Raw genomic sequence first — 26,299 nt, forward strand, 5'->3', positions numbered from 1 at the left:
CATTCTTTGTTTCCACTTTCTCTTTTCGTCTCTTTCCCTACAGTGCTTATAAATAAGCTAACAATAAGGCTCTAGAAAGGAGGTGTTCCAGCCGCACCTTCCGGTACGGCTACCTTGTTACGACTTAGCCCTAGTTACCAGTTTTACCCTAGGCAGCTCCTTGCGGTCACCGACTTCAGGCACCCCCAGCTTCCATGGCTTGACGGGCGGTGTGTACAAGGCCCGGGAACGTATTCACCGGATCATGGCTGATATCCGATTACTAGCGATTCCAGCTTCACGGAGTCGAGTTGCAGACTCCGATCCGAACTGTGACCGGTTTTGTAGATTCGCTCCTGGTCACCCAGTGGCTGCTCTCTGTACCGGCCATTGTAGCACGTGTGTAGCCCAAGGCGTAAGGGCCGTGATGATTTGACGTCATCCCCACCTTCCTCACAGTTTGCACTGGCAGTCTCGTTAGAGTTCCCGACATGACTCGCTGGCAACTAACAACAGGGGTTGCGCTCGTTATAGGACTTAACCTGACACCTCACGGCACGAGCTGACGACAACCATGCAGCACCTTGTAAATTGTCTTGCGAAAAGTCTGTTTCCAAACCGGTCAATCTACATTTAAGCCTTGGTAAGGTTCCTCGCGTATCATCGAATTAAACCACATGCTCCACCGCTTGTGCGGGCCCCCGTCAATTCCTTTGAGTTTCATTCTTGCGAACGTACTCCCCAGGTGGGATACTTATCACTTTCGCTTAGCCACTGAAATTGCTCCCAACAGCTAGTATCCATCGTTTACGGCGTGGACTACCAGGGTATCTAATCCTGTTCGCTACCCACGCTTTCGTCCATCAGCGTCAATATATTAGTAGTAACCTGCCTTCGCAATTGGTATTCCATGTAATCTCTAAGCATTTCACCGCTACACTACATATTCTAGTTACTTCCTAATAATTCAAGTCTAGCAGTATCAATGGCCGTTCCACCGTTGAGCGATGGGCTTTCACCACTGACTTACTAAACCGCCTACGGACCCTTTAAACCCAATGATTCCGGATAACGCTTGGATCCTCCGTATTACCGCGGCTGCTGGCACGGAGTTAGCCGATCCTTATTCTTACAGTACCGTCAAGTCTCTACACGTAGAGGTGTTTCTTCCTGTATAAAAGCAGTTTACAATCCATARGACCGTCATCCTGCACGCGGCATGGCTGGATCAGGCTTGCGCCCATTGTCCAATATTCCTCACTGCTGCCTCCCGTAGGAGTCTGGTCCGTGTCTCAGTACCAGTGTGGGGGATCTCCCTCTCAGGACCCCTACCCATCGTAGTCTTGGTAAGCCGTTACCTTACCAACTAACTAATGGGACGCATGCTCATCTTTCACCGATAAATCTTTAAATACATCTTGATGCCAAGTCATATTACTATAAGGTATTAATCCAAATTTCTCTGGGCTATCCCTTTGTGAAAGGTAGATTGCATACGCGTTACGCACCCGTGCGCCGGTCTCAAAGAAGCAAGCTTCTTCTACCCCTCGACTTGCATGTGTTAAGCCTGCCGCTAGCGTTCATCCTGAGCCAGGATCAAACTCTTCATCGTATATTATATGAGAATAAATTCTCTTTTTGTTTTTGACTGAAGGTCTAGTGGTTTTTTCAAACGTGTTCTTCTTTTTTTTTAAAACTGAATTTATTTCAGTTTCCAACTTCAATCATCATGCAAACATGTTTCTCGAAGCGGGTGCAAAAGTAACAAAGTCTTTTGTTTCTCGCAAGAAAAATTTAAAGTTTTTTTTGAAGATTTAAATCCTCATTTCTTTATCTTTTCTTTGCAGTCTTTCAAGGAACATTGCGCGTTTTGCGGGCTGCAAATGTAATAAGCAATTTCGAATCTCACAAGCTTTATTTTGATTTATTTTAGAAATAATTCCAAACCTAAACCCCTTTATAACCTGTCAATATTCTTATGAACTTATTCGCTGTTGCGGGTGCAAAAGTAGCACCTTTATACCGTTAAACAATACTTTTAATAGACTATTTTTTCACGTTTTCTTAACGCAGCGTTTAACTCGCTGGAAATACGTGTTTTGAAAAGGAAAGTTTTCTCCTCCTCCGCCAAAACCGTCGGGAGTCTCCCAAGGAAAGAGTGCCTTTGTGCTCTTAGTCTGCCTTGTTTCGTTGAGAATACTGCATGTTTGCTAATACTTTATAATTAGCAAGACAAACTTCCTACTCTTGACAACTACTTTAATTAGTAGTTTTGCTTGCTATACGTCTATATATAGGTCTGGTTTTTTTAGTCACTTTATCGATTAAATCGAAATCTCACCGCTGGAAACAACTCCCCTAGCCCCCATAGCAGTGAAAATTCTAGCGAGCCAACCCCTCCTTGTCCTTTCGGACGAGAAGGAACGAAGAGGTAAATTGTAGCGTCCAGAAGTCTCAGGAGCAGATCCCGATAGCGATCGGGATAGATTCTGAGAAAAAGTGGCTACTCCTTATATATAAGAAGGAGTAGCATTTTTATAACGAGGAACGAACCTATACTTTCCACCTTATAATGAATCAAAACAAGATGTGGTTCATTATAAAAATCTCAATATTATTTACAGAAAAATCTCAAACCATCAATCCTTCTCCCATGTCCCTAAATGTAAAACATTAATGTTAGAACATTTTCTATTTAGATTAACTAAACCATTTACAAAGTCCGGATATTCTATTTTCGGCATAAGCAACGGGGTTTTGTTCACTTTTAGACATAAAAAAAGCTTCTCAATTGAGAAGCTTTTCGTGCGGATAATAGGACTCGAACCTACACGCCTTGCGGCACCAGATCCTAAGTCTGGCATGTCTACCAATTTCACCATATCCGCGTGTAATTGTGGGTGCAAATATAGTCATAAGTTCGAATAATCAAAACATTTTTTAAAAAAATTTATCATTCTCTTTTTTGTACTTTTGATTTATCTAAAAATTAAGCCCATACATGGAAAATATCAAGTCATACGTACAAGAAAACAAGGAGCGTTTCCTTAACGAATTAATTGAATTATTAAAAATACCATCTGTAAGCGCAGACACAGCCTACTCTCAAGATGTTATTGACACTTCTGAGGCTGTAAAAATAAGCTTAGAAAAAGCAGGATGTGACAAAGTCGAAATTTGCGAAACCGCTGGATACCCTATCGTATATGGTGAAAAAATGATTGACCCAAGCTTACCAACGATTCTAGTTTACGGTCATTATGACGTTCAACCCGCGGATCCAATCGAACTTTGGACCTCTCCTCCTTTTGAACCGGTGATCAAAAAAACCGAAATCCATCCCGAAGGAGCCATATTTGCACGTGGCGCTTGCGACGACAAAGGCCAGATGTATATGCATGTAAAAGCATTCGAATACATGGTTCAAAGCAACACCCTGCCATGCAACGTAAAATTCATGATTGAAGGAGAAGAAGAGGTAGGTAGCGTCAATCTAAAGACTTTCGTTGAAAAAAATGTCGAAAAACTTAAAAACGATGTGATTTTGATTTCTGATACTGGAATGATTTCTAATCAGCAACCGTCTATCACCACTGGATTAAGAGGTTTAAGCTATGTCGAAGTAGAAGTAACGGGACCTAACCGTGATTTACACTCTGGACTTTACGGAGGAGCGGTTGCCAATCCTATTAATATCTTGTCAAAAATGATTGCTTCGCTTCATGATGAAAACAACTACATTACCATTCCTGGTTTTTATGATAATGTAGAGGAATTGTCTCTTGAAGAAAGAGCCGAAATGGGAAAAGCCCCATTTAGTCTAGAAAACTATAAAAAAGCATTAGACCTAAACGACGTTTACGGCGAGAAAGGCTATACCACTAACGAAAGAAACTCGATACGCCCTACACTTGACGTAAACGGTATTTGGGGTGGATATATAGGAGAAGGAGCAAAAACGGTTATCGCCAGCCAAGCTTTTGCCAAAATATCAATGCGTTTAGTTCCAAATCAAGACTGGGAAGAAATCACAGAATTATTCGCTAAACACTTCACGAGCATTGCTCCTGCTGGTGTGACCGTAAAAGTTAAACCACATCATGGTGGCCAAGGATATGTGACACCTATTGACAGCATTGGCTACAAAGCGGCAAATATGGCGTACACTGAGACCTTTGGTGTTCCAGCTATCCCAGTTCGCTCTGGAGGAAGTATTCCTATCGTCGCATTATTCGAAAAAGAACTAAAAAGTAAAACCATCCTAATGGGATTCGGCTTGGATAGCGATGCAATTCACTCGCCAAACGAACATTTCGGGGTCTTCAACTATCTAAAAGGAATCGAAACTATTCCTTTATTTTACAAATACTTTGTAGAGTTAAGCAAATAAGCTGTTTCCGCATCAATCCACAAAATCCGTTCAGCAGTGAGCGGATTTTTTTTGTGCATTACCTTGTTGCTGAACAATTTGTTAAACACACCAACAAGAGTCAGCAACAAGGTCAGGCTTTTCGTTACAATCTTTTTATGCTACGTTCCTTCACATAAAAAGGATTTTCACTTCAATCCTTAACGCAAGTAAAATTAAAAATCAAGTTTTGCCATCGACATAAAGCAATAAAATTCACATTTCCCAAGGTCACAAAAAAAATCCCCAACCAAGGTTGAGGACTATAGTTAATTGTTTAGTTTTTTAAACTTATTTTCCGCTTTAGCGATATCAACTTCCAACTCTTGAATTTTAAGACGTTGCTTGCTAATTTTCAGATTCCCTTTTTCAATTTCAATCTCCGAAAGCTTTCCTCTTGACATCGTTTTATCTAATTTAGCCTCCATTTTATCCAAATCTCTTTTGGCCCTGGTGATTTTGCTATTTAATTTTTGAACTGAATTATCGGCTTTTTCAATTTTTCGCTCTTGCTTTTCTTCTTTTTTGATTGCTTTTTCCCTTGCTCTTTCAGCTCTTTCCCTTTTTTTCTCCGCTTTTTGACGGCTTTTCTCTGCTCTTTCTTGGTCTCTTATTGCTCTATCTGCTTTTGATTTTTCCCTTGCCACTTCCTTATCAATGCTTTTTTGCGATGCAAGATCAATAGACATTGATTTTACAGAGTCAATAGCTACTGTCTTGACTTCCTGAGCAAAACCCATTTGAAACCCAAAGAGAGCACATACTATTAATAATACTTTAATTTTCATAGTTTTTGTTTTAATTGATCGTCCCTACAAATTTACCCTAAAATACGGCTGCTAGTCGTTAAGCAAGTCAAAAAAAGCTGTTTTTAGTTTAGAAAAAGAATGAAATTACATTCAAACTAACAATCTACTGTGTTAGATTTTGTCTGGAAACAAAAATACCTCTGTAATAAATCAAAACTCACTTGCAGCATGGGAAAATCAAGACGCCTTTGGGTTCAATATTTTCTATTTCGAAAAAAAAACAAACATTAAACTCCGCATACATCAATAAATCATTGTGAAAACAAAACTGTAACAGACTATATTTCAAATAACTAATAAAATTACTTATTTTATTAAATTATTATTCTACATTTGTAGAGCAATGTTTTAATACGTAGAAGATGAAAACCAAAATAAAGTATAAAATGCTCCTCCTCCTTGCATGTATATGTTTGGCAAGTTGTAAAATAAACCAAACCAGAAACGGCCTAGAGGAAGGAAAATGGATCAAAAATAAAAGTTACCACACTACAGTATTCACTGAAACAGGGAAGTACAAAAAAGGAATTAAAAGAGGGTCTTGGAAAAACCACATGAACAACAAATTGCTTTCTAAAATAAAGTATAAAAAAAACACCTGCTATGTAATCGAATATCACAATACTGGAAAAATAAGAGCAAGAGGATTTTCTAATAAAGAAATAGTTGGTTCAAAAACAGAATGGCTACCCACAGGAAAATGGGAGTTTTATGATTCAGAAGGACTCTTACTTGGAACAAAAATCTATAAAAAGGGAATCCCAATTGAAGAAATTTACACACAATAAAAATCTATAAAATGCAACAACTCACTAACGCCGAAGAACAATTGATGGAACACCTCTGGAAGCTAGAGAAAGCTTTTATGAAAGATTTGCTTGAAGCATTTCCAGAGCCAAAACCAAAAACTACAACCGTGGCCACTTTACTAAAAAGAATGATTGATAAGGATTTTGTGGCGTACACTGAATTTGGAAACTCTAGAGAATATTTTCCCTTGGTCAAAAAAACGGACTATTTCTCGAAACACGTCAACGGCTTGATCAAGAATTTCTTTAACGATTCCGCATCGCAATTTGCTTCTTTCTTTACCACAGAAACTAATTTGTCTGAGAAAGAATTAGAAGAACTCAAAAAAATAGTAGATCGTGCCATTCAAAAAAAGAAAAAATGATAGACTTCATCATCAAATCGACTGCATCATTATTTGTGCTACTTGCCGTGTACCATTTAGCATTGGAAAACGAAAAAATGCATCACTTCAATAGGTTTTACTTATTGTTTGCCATTATTTTCTCATTCACAATCCCATTTATAACCATTGAAGTGATTCAAGAAATCACAACTCCTTTTACCTCCAAAAATGCAATCACAACGGAAGGAGCAACTATGACTGTTGTTGAAGATTCAACAAATTACTGGATAATTACCATGTGGAGCATTTATGGCGTAATAACTTCAGTATTACTTTTTAGGTTCCTTAGAAACATCTTAAAATTGAATGTTAAATCAAAATCAGCCACTAAAATTACTTACAAAAACGCAAAGCTAGTTTTACTAAAAGAAAAAACACTGCCTTACACTTTCATGAACACCATTTTCATCAATGAAACGGATTACAACAATAGAAAAATTGAAGCCGAATTATTCACCCATGAATTAATTCACGTAAACCAAAAGCACACTTTAGATATTTTACTCTTAGAGACTTTGAAAGCCGTCTTTTGGTTCAACCCTATTTTTATTTTCTACAAAAAAGCAATCCAACTCAACCATGAATTCCTCGCTGATGAGAAAGTCGTGCAATCACATAATAATGTTCCGTTTTACCAAAACTTATTAATCACAAAGGCAAACGCGAACCCAACCTATTACTTAGCCAGTAATTTGAATTATTCAGTAACTAAAAAAAGATTAATTATGATGACTAAAACCACATCGGTAGCTCGTGCTACTTTAAAAAAGGGAATATTAATTCCAGTATTGACAGCAATAGTATTTTCATTATGCACAAAAGTAGTAGCGCAAGAAACCAATAAGAAACAAACAGCCACTTCTGAAAAATCAAATGGAATATTTAACAAATATTACGAAAAAACCACTTTTAAAATTAAAGATAAAAACGGTAATATAGTGACCGAAAAAAAATATAACGATTTAACTCCTGTTGAGGCAAAAGCTCTTCCATCGATTATATCGAACAAGAAAGGGTTACCAACAACCGAGGAACTAAGTGCTGAATTAAAAAAAGGAGCTTCTGAGATAATCGAAATAGACGTTTTTAGTCCAGAAAATCAAAAAGTAAAAAAAGCAGAAGGTGAAATTTACAATACAAACGAGCTTTCAGAAAACCCAAGCTATCCGGAAGGCATGGGCGAATTCTACAAATTTGTGGGTCAAAATTTTAAAATTTCAAAAGAAATGTCAGATGACAAAGTAAAAGGCCGTGTATACATAACATTCACAATAGAAAAGGACGGTAGCATTAGTGATGTAAAGAGTCTTAGAGATGTAGGCTACGGAACAGGAGAAGAAGCTATCAGAGTCATGAAGCTATCTCCGAAATGGAGTCCTGGAAAAGTGAACGGCGAAGCTGTGAAAGTAATGTACAGTTTACCTATAACAATTCACGCAGACTAATAGTTCTAAAAACAACAAATCCGCTTCATCAAGAAGCGGATTTATCTAACTACAAATTAAACTACTAACTAACTGGTTTTATCTGGCTTGTATCCAAAATAAGGCATCGATTGCTCTTTAAAAACAACTCCATATTCTTCTAGTTCTTTTAAAATGGGCAAATACACTTCCTTTTTAATAGGAAGTTGTACTCCAGGAGTTTTAATCTTACCGTTTAATATAAGTAAAGTCGCCATCGCAACCGGTAAACCAACGGTTTTTGCCATAGCGGTATAAGTTTGGTCTTCGCCAATGCAAACCATTTTAGAATCAATTTGCTTTTTTACACCGTCTAATTCATATCCGAATTTATGGTACATCACAATCATATCCTTATCGTCTGCTTCCAAAGTCCATTTATCATTTAATATTTTTTCTAATATCTGTGCAGGGGTAGCATTTTTAAGCCCCACTTTTTTGTTGCTATTGAATAAATCTAATTCCAGCAATTTGTCCCACATAACATCATCTTGATCGATTTTTAAAATCAAGCGTGTCTTAATTTCTACAGAATCCGTTGGATGATACGGCAAAAACGAATTCACAAACTGACGGTAACTCATGTTTTCAGAATCTTCCATCACATAACTGTCATCTGTCATTCCAAGCTGCACAAACATATTCCACGCTTTAGAAAAACCAACTCTTCGAATGGTTCCTCTATATAAAGTTAGCACATTATCCAGTCCGTAAACACTTCTATATTTCAAGGAATCTCGATTCGAATAAGCCTCAAAGCGGCCATAGCCTTCTACATCTAAGAATTCAGTTCTTCTAAATAAGTTGCAATAGGGAATGTATTTATAAGTCCCTTCTTGAATAAACTTAGCGCAACCACCTTGTCCAGCCAAGACAACATTCCGAGGAGCCCAAGTAAATTTATAATTCCAACGATTTGTGTCTGATTCTGGAGCTACAAGTCCACCACAAAAAGATTCGAATAAAAGCATTTTACCGCCTTTATCTCCTATCTCGTCAATGACTTTCATGGCACTCATGTGATCAATTCCGGGATCAAGACCTACTTCATTCATGAAAATAAGATTATTCTCTTTGGCTGCTGCATCGAGTTCCTGCATTTCATTACTAATATAAGATGCCGTAACCATATTCTTTTTATAGACAACACAATCTCTAGCAACCTCAATATGCAAATGAGCAGGCAACATCGAAATTACAATATCAGCCTTTTGAATTGCTTCTTTCCTTTGATTGGCATCAAAAATATCCAAAGCAATTGCAGTGGCATTTGGATGATTACCTGTTTTCTTTTGTGCCAGTTCTAATGACAAATCACCAATAATAAGGTGCAAATCCTCTTCTATTGACTTATTTAAAAGATATTGTATCAACGAAGATGCAGATCTACCTGCACCAATTACTAAAATGTTTCTCATAAATATATGTAAATATAACACAAACATACATAAATGTTATATTTACAACAACTACTATGTGTTAAAAAACAAGAAAAAACCGAAAGTATCTGTCAAATAACTTTTAGATTCCTCAGATAAGGAATACTTTTACAGTTAAAAAATCCCAGAATAATGAATAAGAAATTAATTTCAACCGGCGCACTTTTTGGAATGATTGCAATTATATTAGGAGCATTTGGAGCACATGCATTAAAACAAGTTTTATCTGCCGATCAGCTAATTACTTTTGAAACAGGAGTTCGTTATCAAATGTATCATGCTTTGTTTTTAATTTTCATTGGACTGTTACCAGACCTAACTGAAAAAACTAAGAAAATCATCTACTACTTAATTATTTCTGGTGTCCTTTTCTTTTCAGGTTCGATTTATTTATTAGCAACAAATAGCATGACCTCCTTCGATTTTAAAGTGATAGGATTCATAACCCCTGTGGGCGGACTCTTATTAATTCTAGCTTGGGGAACCTTATTGTTGAATTATTTTAACAAAAAAACATAAAACTTAGATTATCAAAACATATCTAAGATATAATTTATACTTTTGTAGCAGTTAAACTAAACAACACAATACATAATTTTATGAATAATAACACACCGTTTACGCAATCGATTTCGCTTGTTGACCTAGGAATTGAAAACGCAAAGATTCATTACCAATTATCAGCCAACGAATTACATGACATGACCATCGCTTTAGGTCAAGGAATCGAAACTTCGACTGGCGCACTCGCTATCAATACAGGGGAATTTACAGGGCGCTCGCCTTTAGACCGTTTTATCGTTAAAGATAGCGTAACAGAAAACAAAGTTTGGTGGGGAAAAGTGAATATTCCTTTTGAACCAACAGCTTTTGAAGCACTTTATAAAAAAGTTACTTCGTACTTATCTAACAAAGAATTATTCGTTCGAGATTCTTATGTATGTGCTGATCCTAATTATAGATTAAATGTTCGTGTAGTTACTGAAACACCTTGGGCAAATTTATTTTGTTACAATATGTTTTTGAGACCCGAACAAGAGGAACTTGAAAATTTCACACCAGAATGGACTGTAATATGTGTTCCAAGTTTCCTTGCTGATCCAGCAACTGATGGAACGCGTCAACCTAATTTTGCTATTTTAGATTTTACTAAAAAAATTGCACTTATAGGTGGTACTGGATATACAGGTGAAATGAAAAAAGGAATTTTTTCTGCCTTAAACTTTATATTACCGGTTGACAAAAACACTTTGCCAATGCATTGTAGTGCAAACGTAGGTGACAACGATGATACAGCTATCTTCTTTGGATTGTCAGGAACTGGAAAAACAACACTATCTGCCGATCCAAAAAGAAAATTAATTGGTGATGACGAACATGGATGGACTAGTGAAAATACAGTCTTCAATTTTGAAGGCGGATGCTATGCAAAAGTGATCAATCTTTCTGAAGAGAACGAACCAGACATTTTTAGAGCAATTAAAAGAGGATCTATTTTAGAAAATGTCATTTTCGAAAAAGGGACTAACAAAGTCGATTATAATGATATTTCTATCACCCCTAATACAAGAGTAAGTTACCCAATTTATCATATTGACAATATTCAACCGGGATCAATAGGTAGTAACCCAAAAAATATATTTTTTCTTACTGCAGATTCATTCGGAATCTTGCCTCCTATTTCTAGATTAACACCTGGACAAGCTGCTTATCACTTCATCTCTGGTTATACTGCAAAAGTTGCTGGAACTGAAGCTGGAGTTACTGAACCTCAACCTAATTTTTCTGCTTGTTTTGGAGCGCCTTTTATGCCGCTTCACCCAACGAAATATGCTGAAATGTTGAGTAAAAAAATCCAAGAAGCCGATGTAAAAGTTTGGCTAATCAACACAGGATGGACTGGCGGACCTTATGGAACTGGTAGCAGAATGAAATTAAAATACACTCGCGCTATGATAACTGCCGCTTTAAACGGAGAATTAGATGCAGTAGAATATAAAGATCACGCCGTTTTTGGAATTGCAATTCCGCAATCTTGTCCTGAAGTGCCTAGTGAAATTTTAAATCCACGAAATACCTGGGAAGACAAAGAATTATACGACCAAAAATCGATAGAATTAGGTCAAAAATTTAAAGCCAACTTTGCTAAATTTGAAGAGTTTGCAAATCCTGAAATAATGGCAGGAGCGCCAAAAGCATAAGTTAATTATAATTCAATAAAGAAAAGAGCTGTTCTCATAGGACAGCTCTTTTTGATTTCTATAAACTCCTAAACAAAAACAAATCAGATATTTACAATAGTTTAATTTTTTTGGCGTTAAATTTGCAATCATCAGCCGAGCCTAATTAAGGTTAACTGGCAAATCAATCAAAAAAAAATCAATCATGTTAAAACAATTCTTTATTCTCTGTTCAGGAGCCGACGAAGAAATTCTTGAAGGCTGTTCTCAAGGGGAGCAAACCAAATACGCAGGTATTGGCGCCACCGTTTTCTTTACCGCAGTAATGGCCTTTATCGCCAGTACTTATGCCTTATTTACAGTCTTTGACAGCGTTTACCCCGCCTTACTCTTTGGACTGGTATGGGGTTTACTCATCTTCAATCTAGATCGTTTTATTGTTTCTACTATTCGAAAAAGAGATAAATTTGGCAGCGAATTTCTACAAGCTACGCCAAGAATTATTTTGGCAATTATCATCGCCATCGTTATTTCGAAACCATTAGAAATTAAAATTTTCGAAAAAGAAATCAACACCGTTCTATTGAAAGAGAAAAATGCAATGGCTCTCGAAAACAAGAAAGAGGTAGCTAATTATTTTCAATCCGATCTAGCTAAAAACAAGGCGGAGATTGAAAGCTTAAAGTCAGATATTTCGAAAAAAGAAACCGAGGTTAATACACTATATGAAACATACATTACTGAAGCCGAAGGAACAGCAGGAACTAAAAAACTAGGAAAAGGACCTGTTTTTAAAGAAAAAATCTCCAAACACAATCTGGCTTCCGCTGAATTAGATACTATTCGAAAAAACAACCTAGAAAAAATTGCCGAAAAAGAAAAAACTGCAACGCTACTTCAAGCGGACTTAGATAAAAAAATCACTGAAACCCAACCTATCATTGACGGATTTGATGGATTAATGGCCCGAATAAATGCATTAAATAAGCTGCCTTCACTTCCCTCCTTGTTTATCATGCTGCTTTTTCTAGCAATTGAAACCTCCCCTATTATTGCTAAATTATTGTCGCCAAAGGGAGAATATGATTTTAAACTGGAAGATTTAGAAACAGCCTTAAAAGCAACTTTAGAACAAGACAAATACCAGCGAAATTTACTTGTAAAAACGAGTGCCGCTATGCACGATAAAGTATATGAGGATATTGCCCAAGACAAAAATCTATATGATTTACAGCGCAAGAAAGCGACCGAATTACTGCAATTACAAGCACACAATTTTGTAGAAAAACAGAAGAAAACTTTATAAATAAATGGGCTATCCTAATAAGATAGCCCATTTATTGTTATTGTAACCAGCGCTCTAGCGTTTTCATAATTTTCTGTTGGTCTTCCTTTGGGAAATCTTTTACCCTAGTACTGTGACTTCCGCCTGGCAACACCATTTTAAGTACGTCAAGCCTGCGTTTAGGACTTGGAGCACATGCACCCCAAGTATCATCTCCGCCATAAATATAAAGAATCTTATCCCCTTTTCTCTCTACAAACTTCCTAACTTTTTGGATGTATTTTGGATTGTAAGTAATCGCAACGTCTTTGGGTGCAAAACGCATATTGGATGTACTTTTAACCACTTGCAACAAATCCTTTACTGGTGTAAAATCAAACCCATAATAGCCCAGTTCACTCATGTGTTGGTAATAAGATGGCAATAAGTTATAGTATTGTTCATCATTGTAAAAGCTAATTCCTACCACTTTATTCAAATAATCAAATAGCTCTTTGGCAGTAGAACTACTATCAGGAATATCAGCACAATTTGCGCCCCATTGCCAGAAAGAAAACGGAAATTCTAAGGCTCCATACTCTAAGGCTTCTTCAATGGACAATTCAGTGAACTTCATTTTTTCTTTAGCAGCATGTTCTTTTATTTCTTTCAAAAGTGCTGTTCTATTAAGTAGTAATGCTCTTTGAAACTGCACTACATTTGCGCGACATTCAGCCGTACCAACCTTCGAAGTATAATGTTCTACAGTTCGTGGATCTTCTTGAGTTTTGATTAAGGGCGCAACATAAGGCATTGCAACATCGACATCCTTTGGATACTTAGATTTATATATAAGTGTCGTTTCTCCGCCTTTACTGATTCCCGTCGAAATCCATTTTCCGCTATACAGTGGCTTTAATTTTTGAACTATCGAATGATAGTCGGCAATGGCTTGATCATTTGTCAAATACTCCCAAGGAATAGGATTGGGTCTGGATTTTCCATAAAACCGATATTCCACAATAAGCTGATTTGCATTCAATAAACTGCTGACTTCATTTTTAACATAACGCGCCGCATAACCTTCAGTCTCAATAACCATAGGTTTCTTAAAATCAAGATGCGACAGGTAGATAAAATGTTTAAATGTCCCCCTTTCTGGATGGGAATGATCCAAGGGCTGGTCTAAAATCAATTGATAGGATTCAGAATATCCATCTAAATTCTTCATTTTTTTTATTTCTGCTTTTGGAAACAATTCCATTAAACTTTTCTCCAAATCAGTACCTACAGCTACATCAGTTTGTGCAAAACCAAATTGAAAATTAAGGGTAACTAATAGTAATACTGCTATATATTTAATCTTATTCATCTTTCTAATTAATTTATTTTTCGAAAATTGTACTGGCTTTCTCCTAAACCTAACATCTTATTATTAAGAATTCACCTTTCTAATGATCTCTTCAATTTCATCAATCTCAATGGGCATGGCTTCCGAAAGGTTTATACTTCCATCGGCAGTAATTAAATAATCATTTTCTAAACGACAACCTATTCCTTCCTCGGGAATATATATTCCTGGTTCGCAGGTAAGCACCATTCCTTTTTCGAAGGCGCGAGAGTACAGTCCCACATCATGCACGTCTAATCCCAGATAATGCGCAGTTCCATGCATGAAATACTTTTTATACACCGGAGCATCCACATCTTGATTTGCGATTTCATCGGCAGTAATCAGTCCTAATTTTACTAATTCTTTTTCGACTAATGCTGCCATTTGTTTTTCGTAGTCAGCAGAAAAGACTCCTGGCTTTAAGAGCTTCGACCCTTCTTTTAAACAATGTAAAGCCGACTCATATACAGCGCGCTGACGAGACGAAAAAGTTCCATTTACAGGAACACATCTGGTAGTATCTGAATTGTAATTTGCATAGCAAACCCCAAAATCAAGCAATACCATATCTCCATCTTTGCAAATTGCATCATTAGAATTATAATGCAAAGCGCAAGCATTTTTTCCCGACGCTACAATAGGCTTGAAAGCATGACGAGTCGCTCCGTTTTTTACTAACTCATAAGTCAATTCAGCCTCCAGGGCATATTCTGGAGTATTGGATCTAATTGCTTTTAAAATCCCGATAAATCCTTTTATACTGATCGCGATAGCCTCTTTGATAAGCGCTACTTCCTCCTCTGACTTTATGGGGCGAAGTTCTCTTGTAATCTTGGCCGCTCGATCATACTGATGCAATGGATATTTTTCTTTACACCAGTGAATTAGGCGATCCTGCCTGGTGGTCATCTCTGAAGTGAGTCTTTTTATATGCTCATTATGCCCCAAATAAAAAGTATCGGCTTCAAAGGCAAAAAGCTGTAGGGTTTTCTCCATTTCATGAGTCCACTTTACATTTTTCACTCCCGAAATACGAGATACAGCTTCTTTTGTCAAGAAATCACCATCCCATATTTTACTTTGCTCGCTTACTTCTTTTACGAATAATATTTCTCTGTTTTCTTCTTTTATAGCATCTGGATATAGTATTAAAATCGTCTCATCCTGATCGATTCCTGACAAATAAAACAAGTCATTGTTTTGGGCAAAACCCATTACATCATCAGCATTATTTGGCATCACATCATTAGAAGACAGCATCGCAATGCTATTTGCATTCATTTTTTTGGCAAACCGCGTTCTGTTTGCAACAAATAAAGTAGCGGGAATCGATTTATATCGCATAATTTTATAATTGAAAGATTTTAGCTGGAACAGCAGCTGCTTGTGTGGTGATCAATTTAATTCTAGTCATCCTATTTTCTTTACTAATAATTACATATTTTTTTAAAAGACATACAATTAGTACAACTACAAATTTTATAACTTATCCCAATAGACACACTACAATTCCAATCCATAAAAGTATAAAAATATGCTACAATTCATAAAGGTTTCTCCCTTTAAAAAATCAGCAAAACATAATGAGACCATTAAACATCTATGAAAGTTAAATTCAAAAAAAAGGCTGTCTATAATAGACAACCTTAAAATTTATTTATTCTTAAGAACTACATATAGCTCAAAATCTCCTTTTTGAAATTATCATATTCTCCTTGTAAAATCAGTCCGTTATCCAAGAGTTTTTTATAATTCTGTAATTTTTCGAAAAGCTCATCTTGCGATAATCCAGCTAATCCACTCTCTTTGTGAGTTTCTTTGTGAGTTTCAATAGGAGTATCAAAATACTCGTTAACAGTAGGTAATGGCGGCGGCGTGCTTGGCATTATCTCCATAAAACTAGTTACCTCTTCGGTTTCCATTTCTTCAACATCCTCAAATTCATCAGTAGCATCGGCGGCAACCTCTTCAATTATTGTAGCACTTGGAACTGCTCCACTTTTCAGAATATCTATTTGTTCCTTAGCATAAGTAAATATCTTTCTAGCTTGAATTTTTGGAATATAATCGATTGAAACTTCCATATCTGTCCTGGTCGAAAATGAAAACTCCGACCCTAAGATATTCTCTTTCACAGAGGTTCCTTCAATTTGATCCCAGGTGTAATCAGTAAAATCCATAGATAGCCCTAAGTTTTTAGGCTGACAGATTATAATTCGTTTGTTTGTCACCACAATACTATCTGGAAAAACGGTTAATGCCGGTTTTTTCTGAACCGCAATATATCCTATTTCCTCATATTTCATGAGGAGATCATTCAGCTTTGAAGTGATTTTTTCAATAGCTTTAGGGTCTTGCTCCTCGTTTAAAAATTTCTTTATCTGTTCTTTCATGTTGTTTAATTCAAAATTCTTTGTCCCAATTGAATATTTCGCAGTACTAATTCTCAAAACACTTTCTTAAAATGCAGTGTGAGAATTGGTATGCAAAAGTAATACCTAATTTGATAATTCTGAGATTTCATTTTGTAATTTCTTTGTTAAACTTTTGAAGACCAATTCATAAGAATGATCGATCAATTCTTTAACAAGAGCAGTAGGAACATCTTGATGCATTACAACGGTATTCCAATGCGTTTTGCTCATATGAAATCCAGGTTTAATACTGTCATACTGCGCTCTAAGCTCCAGAGCGCGCTCAGGATCACATTTTAAATTCACAGCCGACTCCCCTAATTCCCATTTTTGCAAAGACGATAAGGCAAACATTTTTCCTCCCACCTTAAAAACTAAAGTGTCTTTATCGAAAGGAAAATGCTCCGTCACTCCTTTTTTACTCAAACAATATTCGTAGTAGGTTTCTAAATTCATCTATCACTACTTTAAAAAATTATTTAATTATCTTTTCCATCATCCTTTCTGGTTTAGCCAAAAGGGTGAATCCGAATTTTTCATATAAAAAATGTGCGTCAGCAGTTGCTAATCGCCACACTTGAACTTGCTTTAATTGTGGTTCCTTCATCATGGCATCAACTAAAACGGAAGAATATCCTTTGCCTCGATATTCTTCAGTAATAAATACATCCATCACATAGGCAAAAACTATATAATCCGTAATTACTCTGGCAAAACCAATTTGCTTCTCATTAAGATAAATTCCAAAACAAAATGAATGGTCAATTGTCATTTGCACCTCGTCGATTGTTCGGCCTGCAGCCCAATAAATATCTTTTAGAAAATGTTGAATAAACGGAACGTCTAATTTATTTTTATCGGTAGAAACAGTGATCATAGCTCTATTTTAATATTCTCAACAGCATATAAAACGGGTTTACTAGGGCTCGCATCGTTCTCAAAGGAAGCAATTTGTAAGTTGAGTAAGTAACTTCCATCTGCAACACTATCTGGCACAAAAATCAGTTCCGTAATAGTAGCTTCTAATCTGGCATCCGAATTTAAATTATTCACGTCAGTAACATTCCAAAATGCTTTATGCGCCAATAATTTCCCCTCATCCTTTTCCTTATCGACACTTGGCAAATCGATAAGCAGGTGTTGTATTCCGCTTTCGCGAATAAAACGCGCTGCCTCTTCATCTAGATATGGCGGATTTGTATGCGAATATTTTCTTGACAATTTAGAAGTTTCGTTTGGTAATGTTCGAATAACAATAGCTTCGGGCCTATTATGATTTAAAGCTTTTACAATTTTTTCTTTACTAATAATAAAATCTCCATCTTTTTCTTCGAGCGCTACCGAAATTAATTCAGCCATGAAAAAAAACTGTTTTAGGGATCGATTTATACTATAAAAATCACGCGTAATGTGCCCCAAACATTCGGTGTGGGTTCCATGTCCATGCGGATTGAAAGAAATAGTATTAAAATTTGTAGAAGACATTCCTGAAGACACTTTTCCTACCCATTCTCCAAAACGTACTGGTTCAATTACTGGTTTTTCTATATACCATGCAATTGGATTCGCTTCAGAATTAGTTATCGGAATCGAAATATCAATGGGTTTTGATAAATCGATTTGAAAATTGTTGATTGTTGCTATCATTTATGCTGAATTTATTTCAGCATCTCATCATGAGATACATTTATAAACTCAAATATAAATCTTTTAATTCGGGATTGCTTAGTTTTACTAAATTCAATTTCCAGTCCTTGTGCCAATTTTTCAATTGTTTTTCCCTTATAAAAGCATCTGAATACTGCTCGAACTCCTCAAAATAAATTAGCATTGTAGCATTATATTTTTTGGTAAAGGCTGCTCCGGTACCACTTATATGTTTTTCAATTCTCTTTTTTAAATCCTTCGTTGCTCCAACATATAAAACGGTTTGATTTTTATTTGTCAAAATATATGTAAATCCTTTTTCCATACAACACCATTTTAATTATAAAGAATCCTAAAAATGATTGGTCACGCCCTGAGATAAATTCATGAGATCCTGAAACTAGTTCGTCACGTCCTGAGTTAAGATCATGAGATCCTGAAACTAGTTCGTCACGTCCTGAGTTAAGATCATGAGATCCTGAAACTAGTTCAGGATGAATAGATCACTCGCAATCCCATCTGTCAAAAACTTTCCTTTTTTAGTGGGTTTCAAAATATTATCCTCAATAAAAACCAAGTCATCATTTAAGAATTTCTGAGCTTGTTTCATCAAATAATCGAAATAGCTTTGTCCAAATTCACTTTCAATTCTATCCAATGAAACTCCCCAAATAGTACGTAATCCGGTCATAATATACTCGTTATAACGGTCGGCTTCTGATAAGGTTTCTATTTCGTTTGGTAATTTGTCATCCTGAATTGCTTTTAAATAAAGTGGATTATTAGCTACATTCCAACTTCGAGAAATACCATCGTAACTGTGTGCCGATGGACCAATGCCCATGTATTTTTTTCCCAACCAGTAGGCGGAGTTGTTTTTTGAAAAATAATTTTCTTTTCCGAAATTAGATAATTCATAGTGAATAAAACCATTTGCTTCCAACGTTTCCACCAAAATCATAAAATGTTCCTGAGCCACTTCGTCTTTGGGCGCTTCCATCCTTCCAGTTTGAATCATTTTACTCATCGCCGTTTTGGGTTCGATCGTAAGTGCATAACTCGAAATATGCGGCACTCCAAAAGAAAGCGCCTTTTCAATGTTTTGCTTCCATTTTTCATTGCTCATACTGGGAACTCCATAAATTAGATCGAGCGAAATATTATCAAAATACTTCGTGGCTTCTTCTAAACATTTTTGCGCCTCCACCGAGTTGTGTGCTCGATTCATCATCTTTAAATCATCTTCAAAAAAAGATTGAATCCCGATACTCAAACGGTTGATTTTACTTTTTGAAAGCTCAAGAATTCGATCCATCGACAAATCATCTGGATTGGCTTCGAGCGTAATTTCTGGATTTTTAACCACCTTATAATTTTCATAAACGGTATCAATCAGAAAATTAATTTCAGCTGAAGTCAACACTGACGGTGTTCCTCCTCCAAAATAAATAGTCTCTATTGTATCATTTTCGAATTCACTTTTACGCATTTTGATTTCTTTGGCCAAAGCCAAAACCATTTCCTCCTTCTTATTCATCGAAGTCGAAAAATGAAAGTCACAGTAATGACAGGCTTGCTTGCAAAAAGGGATATGTATGTATATTCCGGACATAATTAGTATTCAGTGTTCAGTTTATTAGTATTCAATTGTAACTGCTGATTATTATTTTTTTACTCCAAACTTTTCAGGATTTAAAATCATATAATTAATAAGATTTCCTATTTCTAAGCTTTCTGAAATAAATTCTTTAAAAATTGGTTCTGAAATATATTTACAAGAAAACGCTAACCAAACTTGTGTTTCTGAGTTTTCGCCATCAGAATCAGTCAATTTATTATAAAAATGTTTTGGATAAATTCTTTTTCTATGTGCTTCAGCGATAGTAACAGGGACACTTCGAGACGACCGCCGAATCTGATCCGTTAAAGAATAGGTTTCCTCTTTTGGAAATGATTTTGTAATTTCAAAAATCTTCATTACTAACGCAAATGATTTCTCATAAGCTAATAAATCTTGAAATCTCATAATTACATTTATAAACTGATTACTACTTTTTTTTAACGACTTCGACTGATCACTAAATACTGATCACTTTTTTACTCTTTCTTCATTCTGTTTTACAAAAGCATCCCAACCTGTATAGCTTTTTGTACCAACCACCTTTCCAGAATTAAAAAAATGACAAACCGCAGCTGCTAGTCCATCAGTACTATCTAGATTTTTTGGCAATTCTTTGAGTCCTAAAAGCTGTTGCAGCATTTTGGCAACTTGTTCTTTGCTGGCGTTTCCGTTTCCAGTAATGGCCATTTTAATTTTCTTGGGTTCGTATTCAGTAATAGGAATATCTCTCGAAAGTCCTGCTGCCATAGCAACGCCTTGCGCTCTTCCCAATTTTAACATGGACTGCACATTTTTTCCAAAAAAAGGCGCTTCAATTGCAATTTCGTCTGGATGATGGGTGTCAATCAATTCGATGGTACGCTCAAAAATTCTTCTCAGTTTCATATAATGGTCGTCCATTTTATTCAACTGCAGTTCGTTCAACTGAATAAACTCCATTTTTTTATTGATAACCCGTATTAAACCAAAACCCATTATGGTGGTTCCGGGGTCAATACCTAGTATGATGCGTTCGTTTGCCATTATTTTGTTCGTTTTTTTTGCTGCGAAGGATCAATTTTTATTTATTACACAGAACCTCGCAAAGAATTCTCAGAGAGTCGCAAAACTAATTTAAATATTTATGCAGCTTTGCGTAATGCTTTTTTTCTTGCACAGTCCCTCGCAAAGAAGTCTCAGAGAGTCGTAAATTAATTTAAATTCTTAGCGCAACTTTGCTGTTGCTTTGTGAATCTTTGCGGAATACTTTCTTCACTTCACCCGGTATAAGCAAACTCGATCCGAATAGCATTTTCACAATAGTTTGCTTTACTTTACATCAATGATTTCGATTCCTCACAAAACTAAGCATTTCCTCGTACTTCTAATCAAACTTTTGATTGTAGGGGGTGCCTTTTATTTTATTTACAATCAGCTGGCAAATAACAATAAACTCGATTGGGCCCAATTTCTAGTTTTATTCGAAAAAAAACAGTCGGTTGTGGGAATTAGTTTCCTATTGTTGTTGAGTGTATTAAATCGTTTCTTTGAGATTCTAAAATGGAAAAATCTAGTTTCTGTAATACACAAAATCTCTAAAGTAGAAGCTAGTAAACAGGTTCTCTCCGCCTTGACTGCTGGATTGTTTACTCCAAATGGCGTTGGCGAATATGCCGGAAAAGCCATGTTTTTCGAAAAATCGGAAACAAAGAAGGTACTGTTTCTAAACTTGATTTGTAACGGAATCCAGATGGTACTGACTATTTTCCTTGGAGTTTTTGGTTTGTTGTATTTTAATGCCCAATACAATGTCATTACCACAAAAACGGTAATTATCCTTTTTGGAGTTTTAATTCTCATTTTCGGATCTTTGTTCTTAGTAAAAAAACTAACTATAAAAGGATATTCCATCGAAAAACTGATTCATAAGATTAACGAAATCCCAAAATCAATTCATCAGAAAAATATATTTTTGGCGGTTTGCCGTTATTTCGTTTTCTCGCATCAATACTATTTCTTGTTTTTGGCTTTTGATGTTGATTTGCCTTATCTAACATTAATGGCTGCGATCACCGCTGTTTATTTCCTAGCGTCTTCCCTACCTACTTTTCAATTTCTAGACTTTGCTGTAAAAGGCGGTTTATCTATTTATATCTTCGGAATATTGGGCGTAAATGAGTGGATCGTTATTTTTATTACTACCTTAATGTGGTTTCTAAATGTGGTCATTCCTGTTATTATAGGTAGTTATTATGTGCTGAATTTTAAAGTCCCCCTAACCCCCGAAGTGGGAAATAAAAATTAATACGTCAAGTATATGTTTGTGTTTTTTTTGCCCTTGATTTTAATTATTTACTGCATTACCATTGCATGGCTAATCTATGGTTTTACAAAAATTAATTCCTTTGAATTTATTGGTTTAGCGCCAAAAACTAAATTCACTATTGTAGTTCCTTTTAGAAATGAAGCGGCTACGCTACCTATACTTTTAGATAGCTTTTCGAAGTTGAATTACCCAACGGAACTGTTTGAAGTACTTCTGGTCGATGATGAATCTGAGGAACAGTTTTCAGTTTTCGGTTTTCAGTTTTCAGTACGGGTCATAAAAAGTAATAGAGTTTCTAATTCGCCCAAGAAAGATGCGATTACGACTGCAATGCAACACCTAAATAGCGCTTGGATTATCACCACTGATGCGGATTGCGTGGTGGCTGAAAACTGGTTGTTGACATTGGACAATTACATTCAGAATCATGATGCGAATATGATTGCTGGAGCAGTAACCTATGATTGCGGAAATTCGTTCTTGCATCATTTTCAGCAGTTGGATTTGACGAGTTTGCAGGGAGCTACCATTGGTAGTTTTGGCATTGGGAAAGGTTTTATGTGCAATGGTGCCAACTTGGCTTACACAAAATCCCTATTTGAAGAGTTGAATGGATTTGAAGGCAATAACTCCATTGCCAGCGGAGATGATGTTTTCTTGCTGCAAAAAGCGGTCGCCAAGTTCCCAGAAAGAGTGCGTTATTTAAAATCCAAAAGTAATATTGTGGTTACTAAACCAGTTGATAGTTGGTCCGCATTATTTTACCAAAGAGTTCGCTGGGCATCGAAGACGACTTCGTATCAAAGCAGTTTTGGTAAAGTGTTAGGTTTAATCGTTTTTGCTGGGAATTTAAGTATTGTAGTAGGTATTGGGTTCTGTATTTTAGGTTTATTCTCCTGGCTGACCATCGTTTTATTACTGCTTTCGAAATTTGTTGTAGATCTTGTTTTAATCCGCAAATCTCATTCTTTTTTGAGTAAAACTAAAATGCGCTACGTAGTTTTGAGCAGCTTATTTTATCCGTTCTTCAGCGTGAGTGTTGCCTTATATTCGCTGTTTGGAAAATACGAATGGAAAGGACGTAGGTTTTAGGTTTTATTAATAGTTGCTATGAAAAACTAAAGCCCTAGCCCGGATAGAGCTGATATCCTCGCGGAGTGAAACGAAGCGAGATAAAAGCGAAAGCCGGAAATAGCTCCTAATCTAAATTTAACTTAAGGCTAAAAAACTACTCTACTTTAAGAATTACTGGAAGTATAAACTGTGTTTTTACCGGAATTCCTCGCTTAATGGCTGGATTGACCTTTGGAAAATCAACCAATCGCGCATGGAGAATACTGTCGATTTTAATGGTGTCATAAGCAACGGAATCCTTAGGAAACTGGGGTTCAAATTTCATCTTTGCATTAGGAAAAATAGTCACTTTGACTTCGATGGTATCTAGTTCAGGATACAAGATGGAGAGTGTGTCGCTGGTGAGTTTTTGCTGAATCAATTCGGTTAAAAACTCAAAAAAACAGAGTTGGCGCTGTGATTTATTTTCTAATTTTTCGCAGTCTACAAAGGAGGGATACTCATCCACTTCTTTCCAATTGATGGCTTTCAGCTCTTTATTCAATAATTCCTTTTCCGAAGGCACTTGCTTTTCGAAATATTGACAGGAGTTAAAAAGTAAGAGTACTAAAAAAAAGTAATAGTGCTTCAATGTTTTGTTTTTGAATGGGAGTATTAGGCTATAAAAATACAATTATTATTGTTGAGATTGTTTCGAAAGCGAATAATCTTAATAGCTTTCAGAAAACCAGTTTTTTTTACTTGCTTCGGCTAATGCCTTTTTATCTGAAAAAAGAGGCGATCAAAATCTTTCATCGAAAATTTCAATACTTTTGCTTTGTTCGCAAAATATATATATTGTTTCAAATCCGCGACTTTGTACTCTTTAGATTGGGCGAAAGCGGCATTGACAAAAAATAATATCAGAATTATCACCGCTAATTTTCTCATTTGCGTTCTGTAAATAAGCGTTCGTTTTCTATTTTTCAAAAATACTAAAAATAAATTTATGGATATCTTCCTTTTAATTCTCGGTTTTGGCTGCATGTTTATTGGCATTATAGGAAGTATAATTCCAGTTTTACCAGGTCCTGGAATTAGTTGGCTGGGACTTGTATTACTTTATTTCACCAATGCTGTTCCTTCGAACTATTGGATTCTTAGTATTACTTTATTGATTACGGTCGTGATTTCTTATTTAGACTACATTATTCCTGCTAAAGGAACGAAGCACTTTGGCGGAAGTAAATATGGAATTTGGGGAACAAATATCGGACTGGTTGTCGGCATCTTCGCTCCTATTCCGTTTGGTTTCTTGATCGGCCCCTTCTTAGGCGCTTTTATTGGAGAATTAATTTATGATTCGAAGAACCAAAAGCGAGCTTTAAGAGCGGCAACAGGATCAATTATAGGTTTTCTAGCATCTACTTTCATGCAATTTTTAGTTTGCGTGTTGTTTTTAGGACTATACATTACTATTGTTTGGCGCTACAAAGATGTTTTGTTTTAAAACTTAAAAGAGCGAAATTAATACATTGGAAACTAAAGAAATTGAAGGGGATTTATTTCTTTGCTACTGATAGTCTTTTCTATTAAAAAAAAACTCCCATTTAAAGCTTAAACTTGTATCAACTAATTAAATCCTTCGTTTTCTTTTAAAATGAAGAAATTCAAGCGAACTATTAAAAATTGATGCTGCAACTAAAAACGAAATGTTAGATTTGCTAATCAAAACCATACAAACCAAAAAACAATGATCGAACATCCAACTGCCCTAATAACAAACGATGCTGTCGTACTAGGAATTCTTATGACTATATTAGGTTTTATTTTTATCACTTCGTCCAGCGAGAAACCTTTTTTCAAGAAATTCTACAGCATAATTCCTTCGGTTTTATTGTGCTATTTTATACCAGCACTTTTCAACACCTTCAATATCATATCAGGAGAGACATCAAATCTTTATAATATTGCGTCTCGCTATTTATTACCCGCGAGTTTAGTGTTGCTTACTTTAAGCATCAATTTTGTGGCATTAAAAAAACTGGGAAGCAAAGCTATTATTATGTTTTTTGCTGGAACCTTAGGTGTAATTATAGGCGGTCCATTAGCATTATATATTGTAGGGAGTTTTTTCCCTGAAGTAGCTTTATCAAACGGAGAAGAAGTTTGGAAAGGATTATCTACAATTGCCGGAAGTTGGATTGGTGGTGGTGCAAATCAAACCGCCATGCTAGAAGTATTTGGCGCAAGCAAAAGCATGTTTGCTCAAATGATTGCAGTAGATGTTTTGGTTGCTAATTTATGGATGGGCTTTCTTCTTTATGGTGCTCAAAAATCAGACAAAATTGACAAATGGCTCAAAGCCGATAATGCTGCAATTGCCGAATTAGAACAAAAACTAGAAGAAGAACAAGCTGGTAAAAGAACACCGCTGACTACTAATAATCTAATGATCGTTCTGATGGTGGCTTTTGGACTGACTGGAATAGGACACTTTTTAGCCGACATCCTGGCTCCATTTTTTAAGGAAAACTATCCTGCATTAGAGAAATATTCTTTTACAAATGAATTCTTCTGGCTGGTAATTATCACTACAACAGCAGGGGTCTTATTATCGTTTACCAAAGCACGAAAAATAGAAAGCTATGGTGCCTCAAAGGTAGGAACAGTATTCTTGTACATATTAGTAGCCACCATAGGAACGCACATGAATCTAGGTGCTATTTTTGACAATCCTTTATTATTCCTTGTGGGGATTATATGGATTACCACACATATTATTGTTATGATAATTGTAGCCAAGATTATTAAAGCACCTTTCTTTTATGTGGCAGTAGGAAGTCAAGCGAATATTGGCGGAGCAGCTTCGGCACCAATTGTTGCTGCAGCATTTAGTCCGTTTTTAGCTCCTGTAGGCGTGTTACTTGCAGTTTTAGGTTATGCTGTGGGAACTTATGGAGCTTATGTTTGTGGATTGTTACTGCAGCAAATTTTCCAAATTATAACTTAGATATTACTACGATTCAATAGTAATAAAATAAAGGCTTTTAAGCGCTAATTCTCATTGTAAGCACACCAAAGATTCAATGAGATTAGCACTTCTTTAATTGGTCTAATAATCAGGGC

The 26,299-nt window shown here is 36.0% G+C and carries 24 protein-coding genes, 1 tRNA gene and 1 rRNA gene; 11 read left to right on the forward strand and 15 right to left on the reverse strand.

Features of this window, described 5'->3' with window-relative positions; genetic code table 11:
- Window positions 1–75: 75 nt before the first annotated feature.
- Window positions 76–1,591 (reverse strand): 16S ribosomal RNA (locus E0F98_RS14545).
- Between the two features lie 1,194 nt (window positions 1,592–2,785).
- Window positions 2,786–2,867, reverse strand: a tRNA-Leu gene (locus E0F98_RS14550).
- Between the two features lie 113 nt (window positions 2,868–2,980).
- Here E0F98_RS14550 and E0F98_RS14555 point away from each other — a divergent pair.
- Entirely contained in the window at window positions 2,981–4,369 is a 1,389-nt protein-coding gene (locus E0F98_RS14555; RefSeq protein ID WP_132112754.1) for a dipeptidase, read from the forward strand.
- A 287-nt stretch (window positions 4,370–4,656) separates the two neighbouring features.
- Here the strand turns inward: E0F98_RS14555 and E0F98_RS14560 are convergent, their stop codons facing one another.
- Window positions 4,657–5,175: a hypothetical protein gene (locus tag E0F98_RS14560; RefSeq protein ID WP_132112756.1), complete on the reverse strand. Its 519-nt coding sequence runs from the start codon at window positions 5,173–5,175 to the stop codon at window positions 4,657–4,659.
- 383 nt (window positions 5,176–5,558) lie between these two features.
- Here E0F98_RS14560 and E0F98_RS14565 point away from each other — a divergent pair, with 383 nt between their 5' ends.
- Genes E0F98_RS14565 through E0F98_RS14575 form a run of 3 tightly spaced genes read left to right on the forward strand, consistent with a single transcriptional unit; the run spans window position 5,559 to window position 7,836 of the window.
- Window positions 5,559–5,984, forward strand: a complete 426-nt coding sequence (locus E0F98_RS14565; protein ID WP_132112758.1) for a hypothetical protein — start codon at window positions 5,559–5,561, stop codon at window positions 5,982–5,984.
- Window positions 5,985–5,995: 11 nt separating this feature from the next.
- The gene (locus tag E0F98_RS14570) at window positions 5,996–6,370 is read left to right on the forward strand and encodes a BlaI/MecI/CopY family transcriptional regulator (protein ID WP_132112760.1); all 375 of its coding nucleotides are present in this window, start codon (window positions 5,996–5,998) and stop codon (window positions 6,368–6,370) included.
- Complete coding sequence (locus E0F98_RS14575) at window positions 6,367–7,836, forward strand: M56 family metallopeptidase (RefSeq protein WP_132112763.1); 1,470 nt, start codon at window positions 6,367–6,369, stop codon at window positions 7,834–7,836. Before E0F98_RS14570 ends, E0F98_RS14575 begins: the two co-directional genes overlap by 4 nt.
- Window positions 7,837–7,904: 68 nt before the next feature.
- Here E0F98_RS14575 and E0F98_RS14580 read toward each other — a convergent pair whose 3' ends face one another.
- The gene (locus tag E0F98_RS14580; protein ID WP_132112765.1) at window positions 7,905–9,272 is read right to left on the reverse strand and encodes a saccharopine dehydrogenase family protein; all 1,368 of its coding nucleotides are present in this window, start codon (window positions 9,270–9,272) and stop codon (window positions 7,905–7,907) included.
- Between the two features lie 153 nt (window positions 9,273–9,425).
- On the opposite strand from E0F98_RS14580, the gene E0F98_RS14585 reads away from it, so the two are divergent.
- From E0F98_RS14585 to E0F98_RS14595, 3 genes are all read left to right on the forward strand, one after another.
- Entirely contained in the window at window positions 9,426–9,812 is a 387-nt protein-coding gene (locus tag E0F98_RS14585; protein WP_132112767.1) for a DUF423 domain-containing protein, read from the forward strand.
- A gap of 80 nt (window positions 9,813–9,892) precedes the next feature.
- Entirely contained in the window at window positions 9,893–11,494 is a 1,602-nt protein-coding gene (pckA, locus tag E0F98_RS14590) for a phosphoenolpyruvate carboxykinase (ATP) (protein ID WP_132112769.1), read from the forward strand.
- A 184-nt stretch (window positions 11,495–11,678) separates the two neighbouring features.
- Entirely contained in the window at window positions 11,679–12,779 is a 1,101-nt protein-coding gene (locus tag E0F98_RS14595) for a DUF4407 domain-containing protein (RefSeq protein WP_132112771.1), read from the forward strand.
- 37 nt (window positions 12,780–12,816) lie between these two features.
- On the opposite strand, the gene E0F98_RS14600 is transcribed toward E0F98_RS14595, so the two are convergent.
- The 10 genes from E0F98_RS14600 to ruvC all read right to left on the reverse strand — a co-directional run bounded on the left by E0F98_RS14600 (window position 12,817) and on the right by ruvC (window position 20,835).
- Window positions 12,817–14,109 (reverse strand): S28 family serine protease, encoded by a 1,293-nt coding sequence (locus E0F98_RS14600; RefSeq protein WP_132112773.1) that lies wholly within the window; start codon window positions 14,107–14,109, stop codon window positions 12,817–12,819.
- Window positions 14,110–14,172: 63 nt separating this feature from the next.
- Entirely contained in the window at window positions 14,173–15,474 is a 1,302-nt protein-coding gene (locus tag E0F98_RS14605; RefSeq protein ID WP_132112775.1) for an aminopeptidase P family protein, read from the reverse strand.
- A 326-nt stretch (window positions 15,475–15,800) separates the two neighbouring features.
- Window positions 15,801–16,523, reverse strand: coding sequence for a PH domain-containing protein (locus tag E0F98_RS14610; protein ID WP_132112777.1), 723 nt, complete (start codon window positions 16,521–16,523; stop codon window positions 15,801–15,803).
- Between the two features lie 105 nt (window positions 16,524–16,628).
- Window positions 16,629–17,000 carry an MmcQ/YjbR family DNA-binding protein gene (locus E0F98_RS14615; protein WP_132112779.1) on the reverse strand — a complete coding sequence of 124 codons (372 nt, stop codon included), beginning with the start codon at window positions 16,998–17,000 and terminating at the stop codon, window positions 16,629–16,631.
- Window positions 17,001–17,019: 19 nt separating this feature from the next.
- Complete coding sequence (locus tag E0F98_RS14620) at window positions 17,020–17,421, reverse strand: GNAT family N-acetyltransferase (protein ID WP_132112781.1); 402 nt, start codon at window positions 17,419–17,421, stop codon at window positions 17,020–17,022.
- Window positions 17,418–18,191, reverse strand: a complete 774-nt coding sequence (locus tag E0F98_RS14625) for a cyclase family protein (protein ID WP_132112783.1) — start codon at window positions 18,189–18,191, stop codon at window positions 17,418–17,420. The genes E0F98_RS14620 and E0F98_RS14625 overlap by 4 nt, the downstream gene beginning before the upstream one ends.
- A gap of 40 nt (window positions 18,192–18,231) precedes the next feature.
- Window positions 18,232–18,516, reverse strand: a complete 285-nt coding sequence (locus E0F98_RS14630; RefSeq protein ID WP_132112785.1) for a GIY-YIG nuclease family protein — start codon at window positions 18,514–18,516, stop codon at window positions 18,232–18,234.
- Window positions 18,517–18,675: 159 nt separating this feature from the next.
- Window positions 18,676–19,803 carry a radical SAM family heme chaperone HemW gene (gene hemW / locus E0F98_RS14635; RefSeq protein ID WP_132112787.1) on the reverse strand — a complete coding sequence of 376 codons (1,128 nt, stop codon included), beginning with the start codon at window positions 19,801–19,803 and terminating at the stop codon, window positions 18,676–18,678.
- A 51-nt stretch (window positions 19,804–19,854) separates the two neighbouring features.
- The gene (locus E0F98_RS14640) at window positions 19,855–20,217 is read right to left on the reverse strand and encodes a four helix bundle protein (RefSeq protein ID WP_132112789.1); all 363 of its coding nucleotides are present in this window, start codon (window positions 20,215–20,217) and stop codon (window positions 19,855–19,857) included.
- A 63-nt stretch (window positions 20,218–20,280) separates the two neighbouring features.
- Window positions 20,281–20,835, reverse strand: a complete 555-nt coding sequence (ruvC, locus tag E0F98_RS14645) for a crossover junction endodeoxyribonuclease RuvC (RefSeq protein WP_132112791.1) — start codon at window positions 20,833–20,835, stop codon at window positions 20,281–20,283.
- A gap of 298 nt (window positions 20,836–21,133) precedes the next feature.
- On the opposite strand from ruvC, the gene E0F98_RS14650 reads away from it, so the two are divergent.
- A complete protein-coding gene (locus tag E0F98_RS14650; protein ID WP_132112793.1) occupies window positions 21,134–22,096 on the forward strand; it encodes a lysylphosphatidylglycerol synthase domain-containing protein in 963 nt (320 codons plus the stop codon).
- 12 nt (window positions 22,097–22,108) lie between these two features.
- Window positions 22,109–23,209: a glycosyltransferase family 2 protein gene (locus tag E0F98_RS14655; RefSeq protein WP_132112795.1), complete on the forward strand. Its 1,101-nt coding sequence runs from the start codon at window positions 22,109–22,111 to the stop codon at window positions 23,207–23,209.
- Between the two features lie 136 nt (window positions 23,210–23,345).
- On the opposite strand, the gene E0F98_RS14660 is transcribed toward E0F98_RS14655, so the two are convergent.
- Window positions 23,346–23,822, reverse strand: coding sequence for a hypothetical protein (locus E0F98_RS14660; RefSeq protein ID WP_132112797.1), 477 nt, complete (start codon window positions 23,820–23,822; stop codon window positions 23,346–23,348).
- A gap of 357 nt (window positions 23,823–24,179) precedes the next feature.
- On the opposite strand from E0F98_RS14660, the gene E0F98_RS14665 reads away from it, so the two are divergent.
- Together E0F98_RS14665 and E0F98_RS14670 are read left to right on the forward strand one after the other, a co-directional pair.
- A complete protein-coding gene (locus E0F98_RS14665; protein ID WP_132112799.1) occupies window positions 24,180–24,680 on the forward strand; it encodes a DUF456 domain-containing protein in 501 nt (166 codons plus the stop codon).
- A gap of 243 nt (window positions 24,681–24,923) precedes the next feature.
- A complete protein-coding gene (locus E0F98_RS14670; RefSeq protein ID WP_207917114.1) occupies window positions 24,924–26,183 on the forward strand; it encodes a DUF819 family protein in 1,260 nt (419 codons plus the stop codon).
- Window positions 26,184–26,299 lie beyond the last annotated feature (116 nt).

It is taken from the genome of Flavobacterium hiemivividum (assembly GCF_004349145.1).
In the GTDB taxonomy this organism is placed as follows: Bacteria; Bacteroidota; Bacteroidia; order Flavobacteriales; family Flavobacteriaceae; genus Flavobacterium; species Flavobacterium hiemivividum.

Excerpts from the sequence above, each read along its gene's own strand:
- E0F98_RS14555 (WP_132112754.1), top strand. The coding sequence starts at position 2,981 with ATGGAAAATATCAAGTCATACGTACAAGAAAACAAGGAGCGTTTCCTT.
- E0F98_RS14560 (WP_132112756.1), bottom strand. The coding sequence starts at position 5,175 with ATGAAAATTAAAGTATTATTAATAGTATGTGCTCTCTTTGGGTTTCAA.
- E0F98_RS14565 (WP_132112758.1), top strand. The coding sequence starts at position 5,559 with ATGAAAACCAAAATAAAGTATAAAATGCTCCTCCTCCTTGCATGTATA.
- E0F98_RS14570 (WP_132112760.1), top strand. The coding sequence starts at position 5,996 with ATGCAACAACTCACTAACGCCGAAGAACAATTGATGGAACACCTCTGG.
- E0F98_RS14575 (WP_132112763.1), top strand. The coding sequence starts at position 6,367 with ATGATAGACTTCATCATCAAATCGACTGCATCATTATTTGTGCTACTT.
- E0F98_RS14580 (WP_132112765.1), bottom strand. The coding sequence starts at position 9,272 with ATGAGAAACATTTTAGTAATTGGTGCAGGTAGATCTGCATCTTCGTTG.
- E0F98_RS14585 (WP_132112767.1), top strand. The coding sequence starts at position 9,426 with ATGAATAAGAAATTAATTTCAACCGGCGCACTTTTTGGAATGATTGCA.
- pckA (WP_132112769.1), top strand. The coding sequence starts at position 9,893 with ATGAATAATAACACACCGTTTACGCAATCGATTTCGCTTGTTGACCTA.
- E0F98_RS14595 (WP_132112771.1), top strand. The coding sequence starts at position 11,679 with ATGTTAAAACAATTCTTTATTCTCTGTTCAGGAGCCGACGAAGAAATT.
- E0F98_RS14600 (WP_132112773.1), bottom strand. The coding sequence starts at position 14,109 with ATGAATAAGATTAAATATATAGCAGTATTACTATTAGTTACCCTTAAT.
- E0F98_RS14605 (WP_132112775.1), bottom strand. The coding sequence starts at position 15,474 with ATGCGATATAAATCGATTCCCGCTACTTTATTTGTTGCAAACAGAACG.
- E0F98_RS14610 (WP_132112777.1), bottom strand. The coding sequence starts at position 16,523 with ATGAAAGAACAGATAAAGAAATTTTTAAACGAGGAGCAAGACCCTAAA.
- E0F98_RS14615 (WP_132112779.1), bottom strand. The coding sequence starts at position 17,000 with ATGAATTTAGAAACCTACTACGAATATTGTTTGAGTAAAAAAGGAGTG.
- E0F98_RS14620 (WP_132112781.1), bottom strand. The coding sequence starts at position 17,421 with ATGATCACTGTTTCTACCGATAAAAATAAATTAGACGTTCCGTTTATT.
- E0F98_RS14625 (WP_132112783.1), bottom strand. The coding sequence starts at position 18,191 with ATGATAGCAACAATCAACAATTTTCAAATCGATTTATCAAAACCCATT.
- E0F98_RS14630 (WP_132112785.1), bottom strand. The coding sequence starts at position 18,516 with ATGGAAAAAGGATTTACATATATTTTGACAAATAAAAATCAAACCGTT.
- hemW (WP_132112787.1), bottom strand. The coding sequence starts at position 19,803 with ATGTCCGGAATATACATACATATCCCTTTTTGCAAGCAAGCCTGTCAT.
- E0F98_RS14640 (WP_132112789.1), bottom strand. The coding sequence starts at position 20,217 with ATGAGATTTCAAGATTTATTAGCTTATGAGAAATCATTTGCGTTAGTA.
- ruvC (WP_132112791.1), bottom strand. The coding sequence starts at position 20,835 with ATGGCAAACGAACGCATCATACTAGGTATTGACCCCGGAACCACCATA.
- E0F98_RS14650 (WP_132112793.1), top strand. The coding sequence starts at position 21,134 with ATGATTTCGATTCCTCACAAAACTAAGCATTTCCTCGTACTTCTAATC.
- E0F98_RS14655 (WP_132112795.1), top strand. The coding sequence starts at position 22,109 with ATGTTTGTGTTTTTTTTGCCCTTGATTTTAATTATTTACTGCATTACC.
- E0F98_RS14665 (WP_132112799.1), top strand. The coding sequence starts at position 24,180 with ATGGATATCTTCCTTTTAATTCTCGGTTTTGGCTGCATGTTTATTGGC.
- E0F98_RS14670 (WP_207917114.1), top strand. The coding sequence starts at position 24,924 with ATGATCGAACATCCAACTGCCCTAATAACAAACGATGCTGTCGTACTA.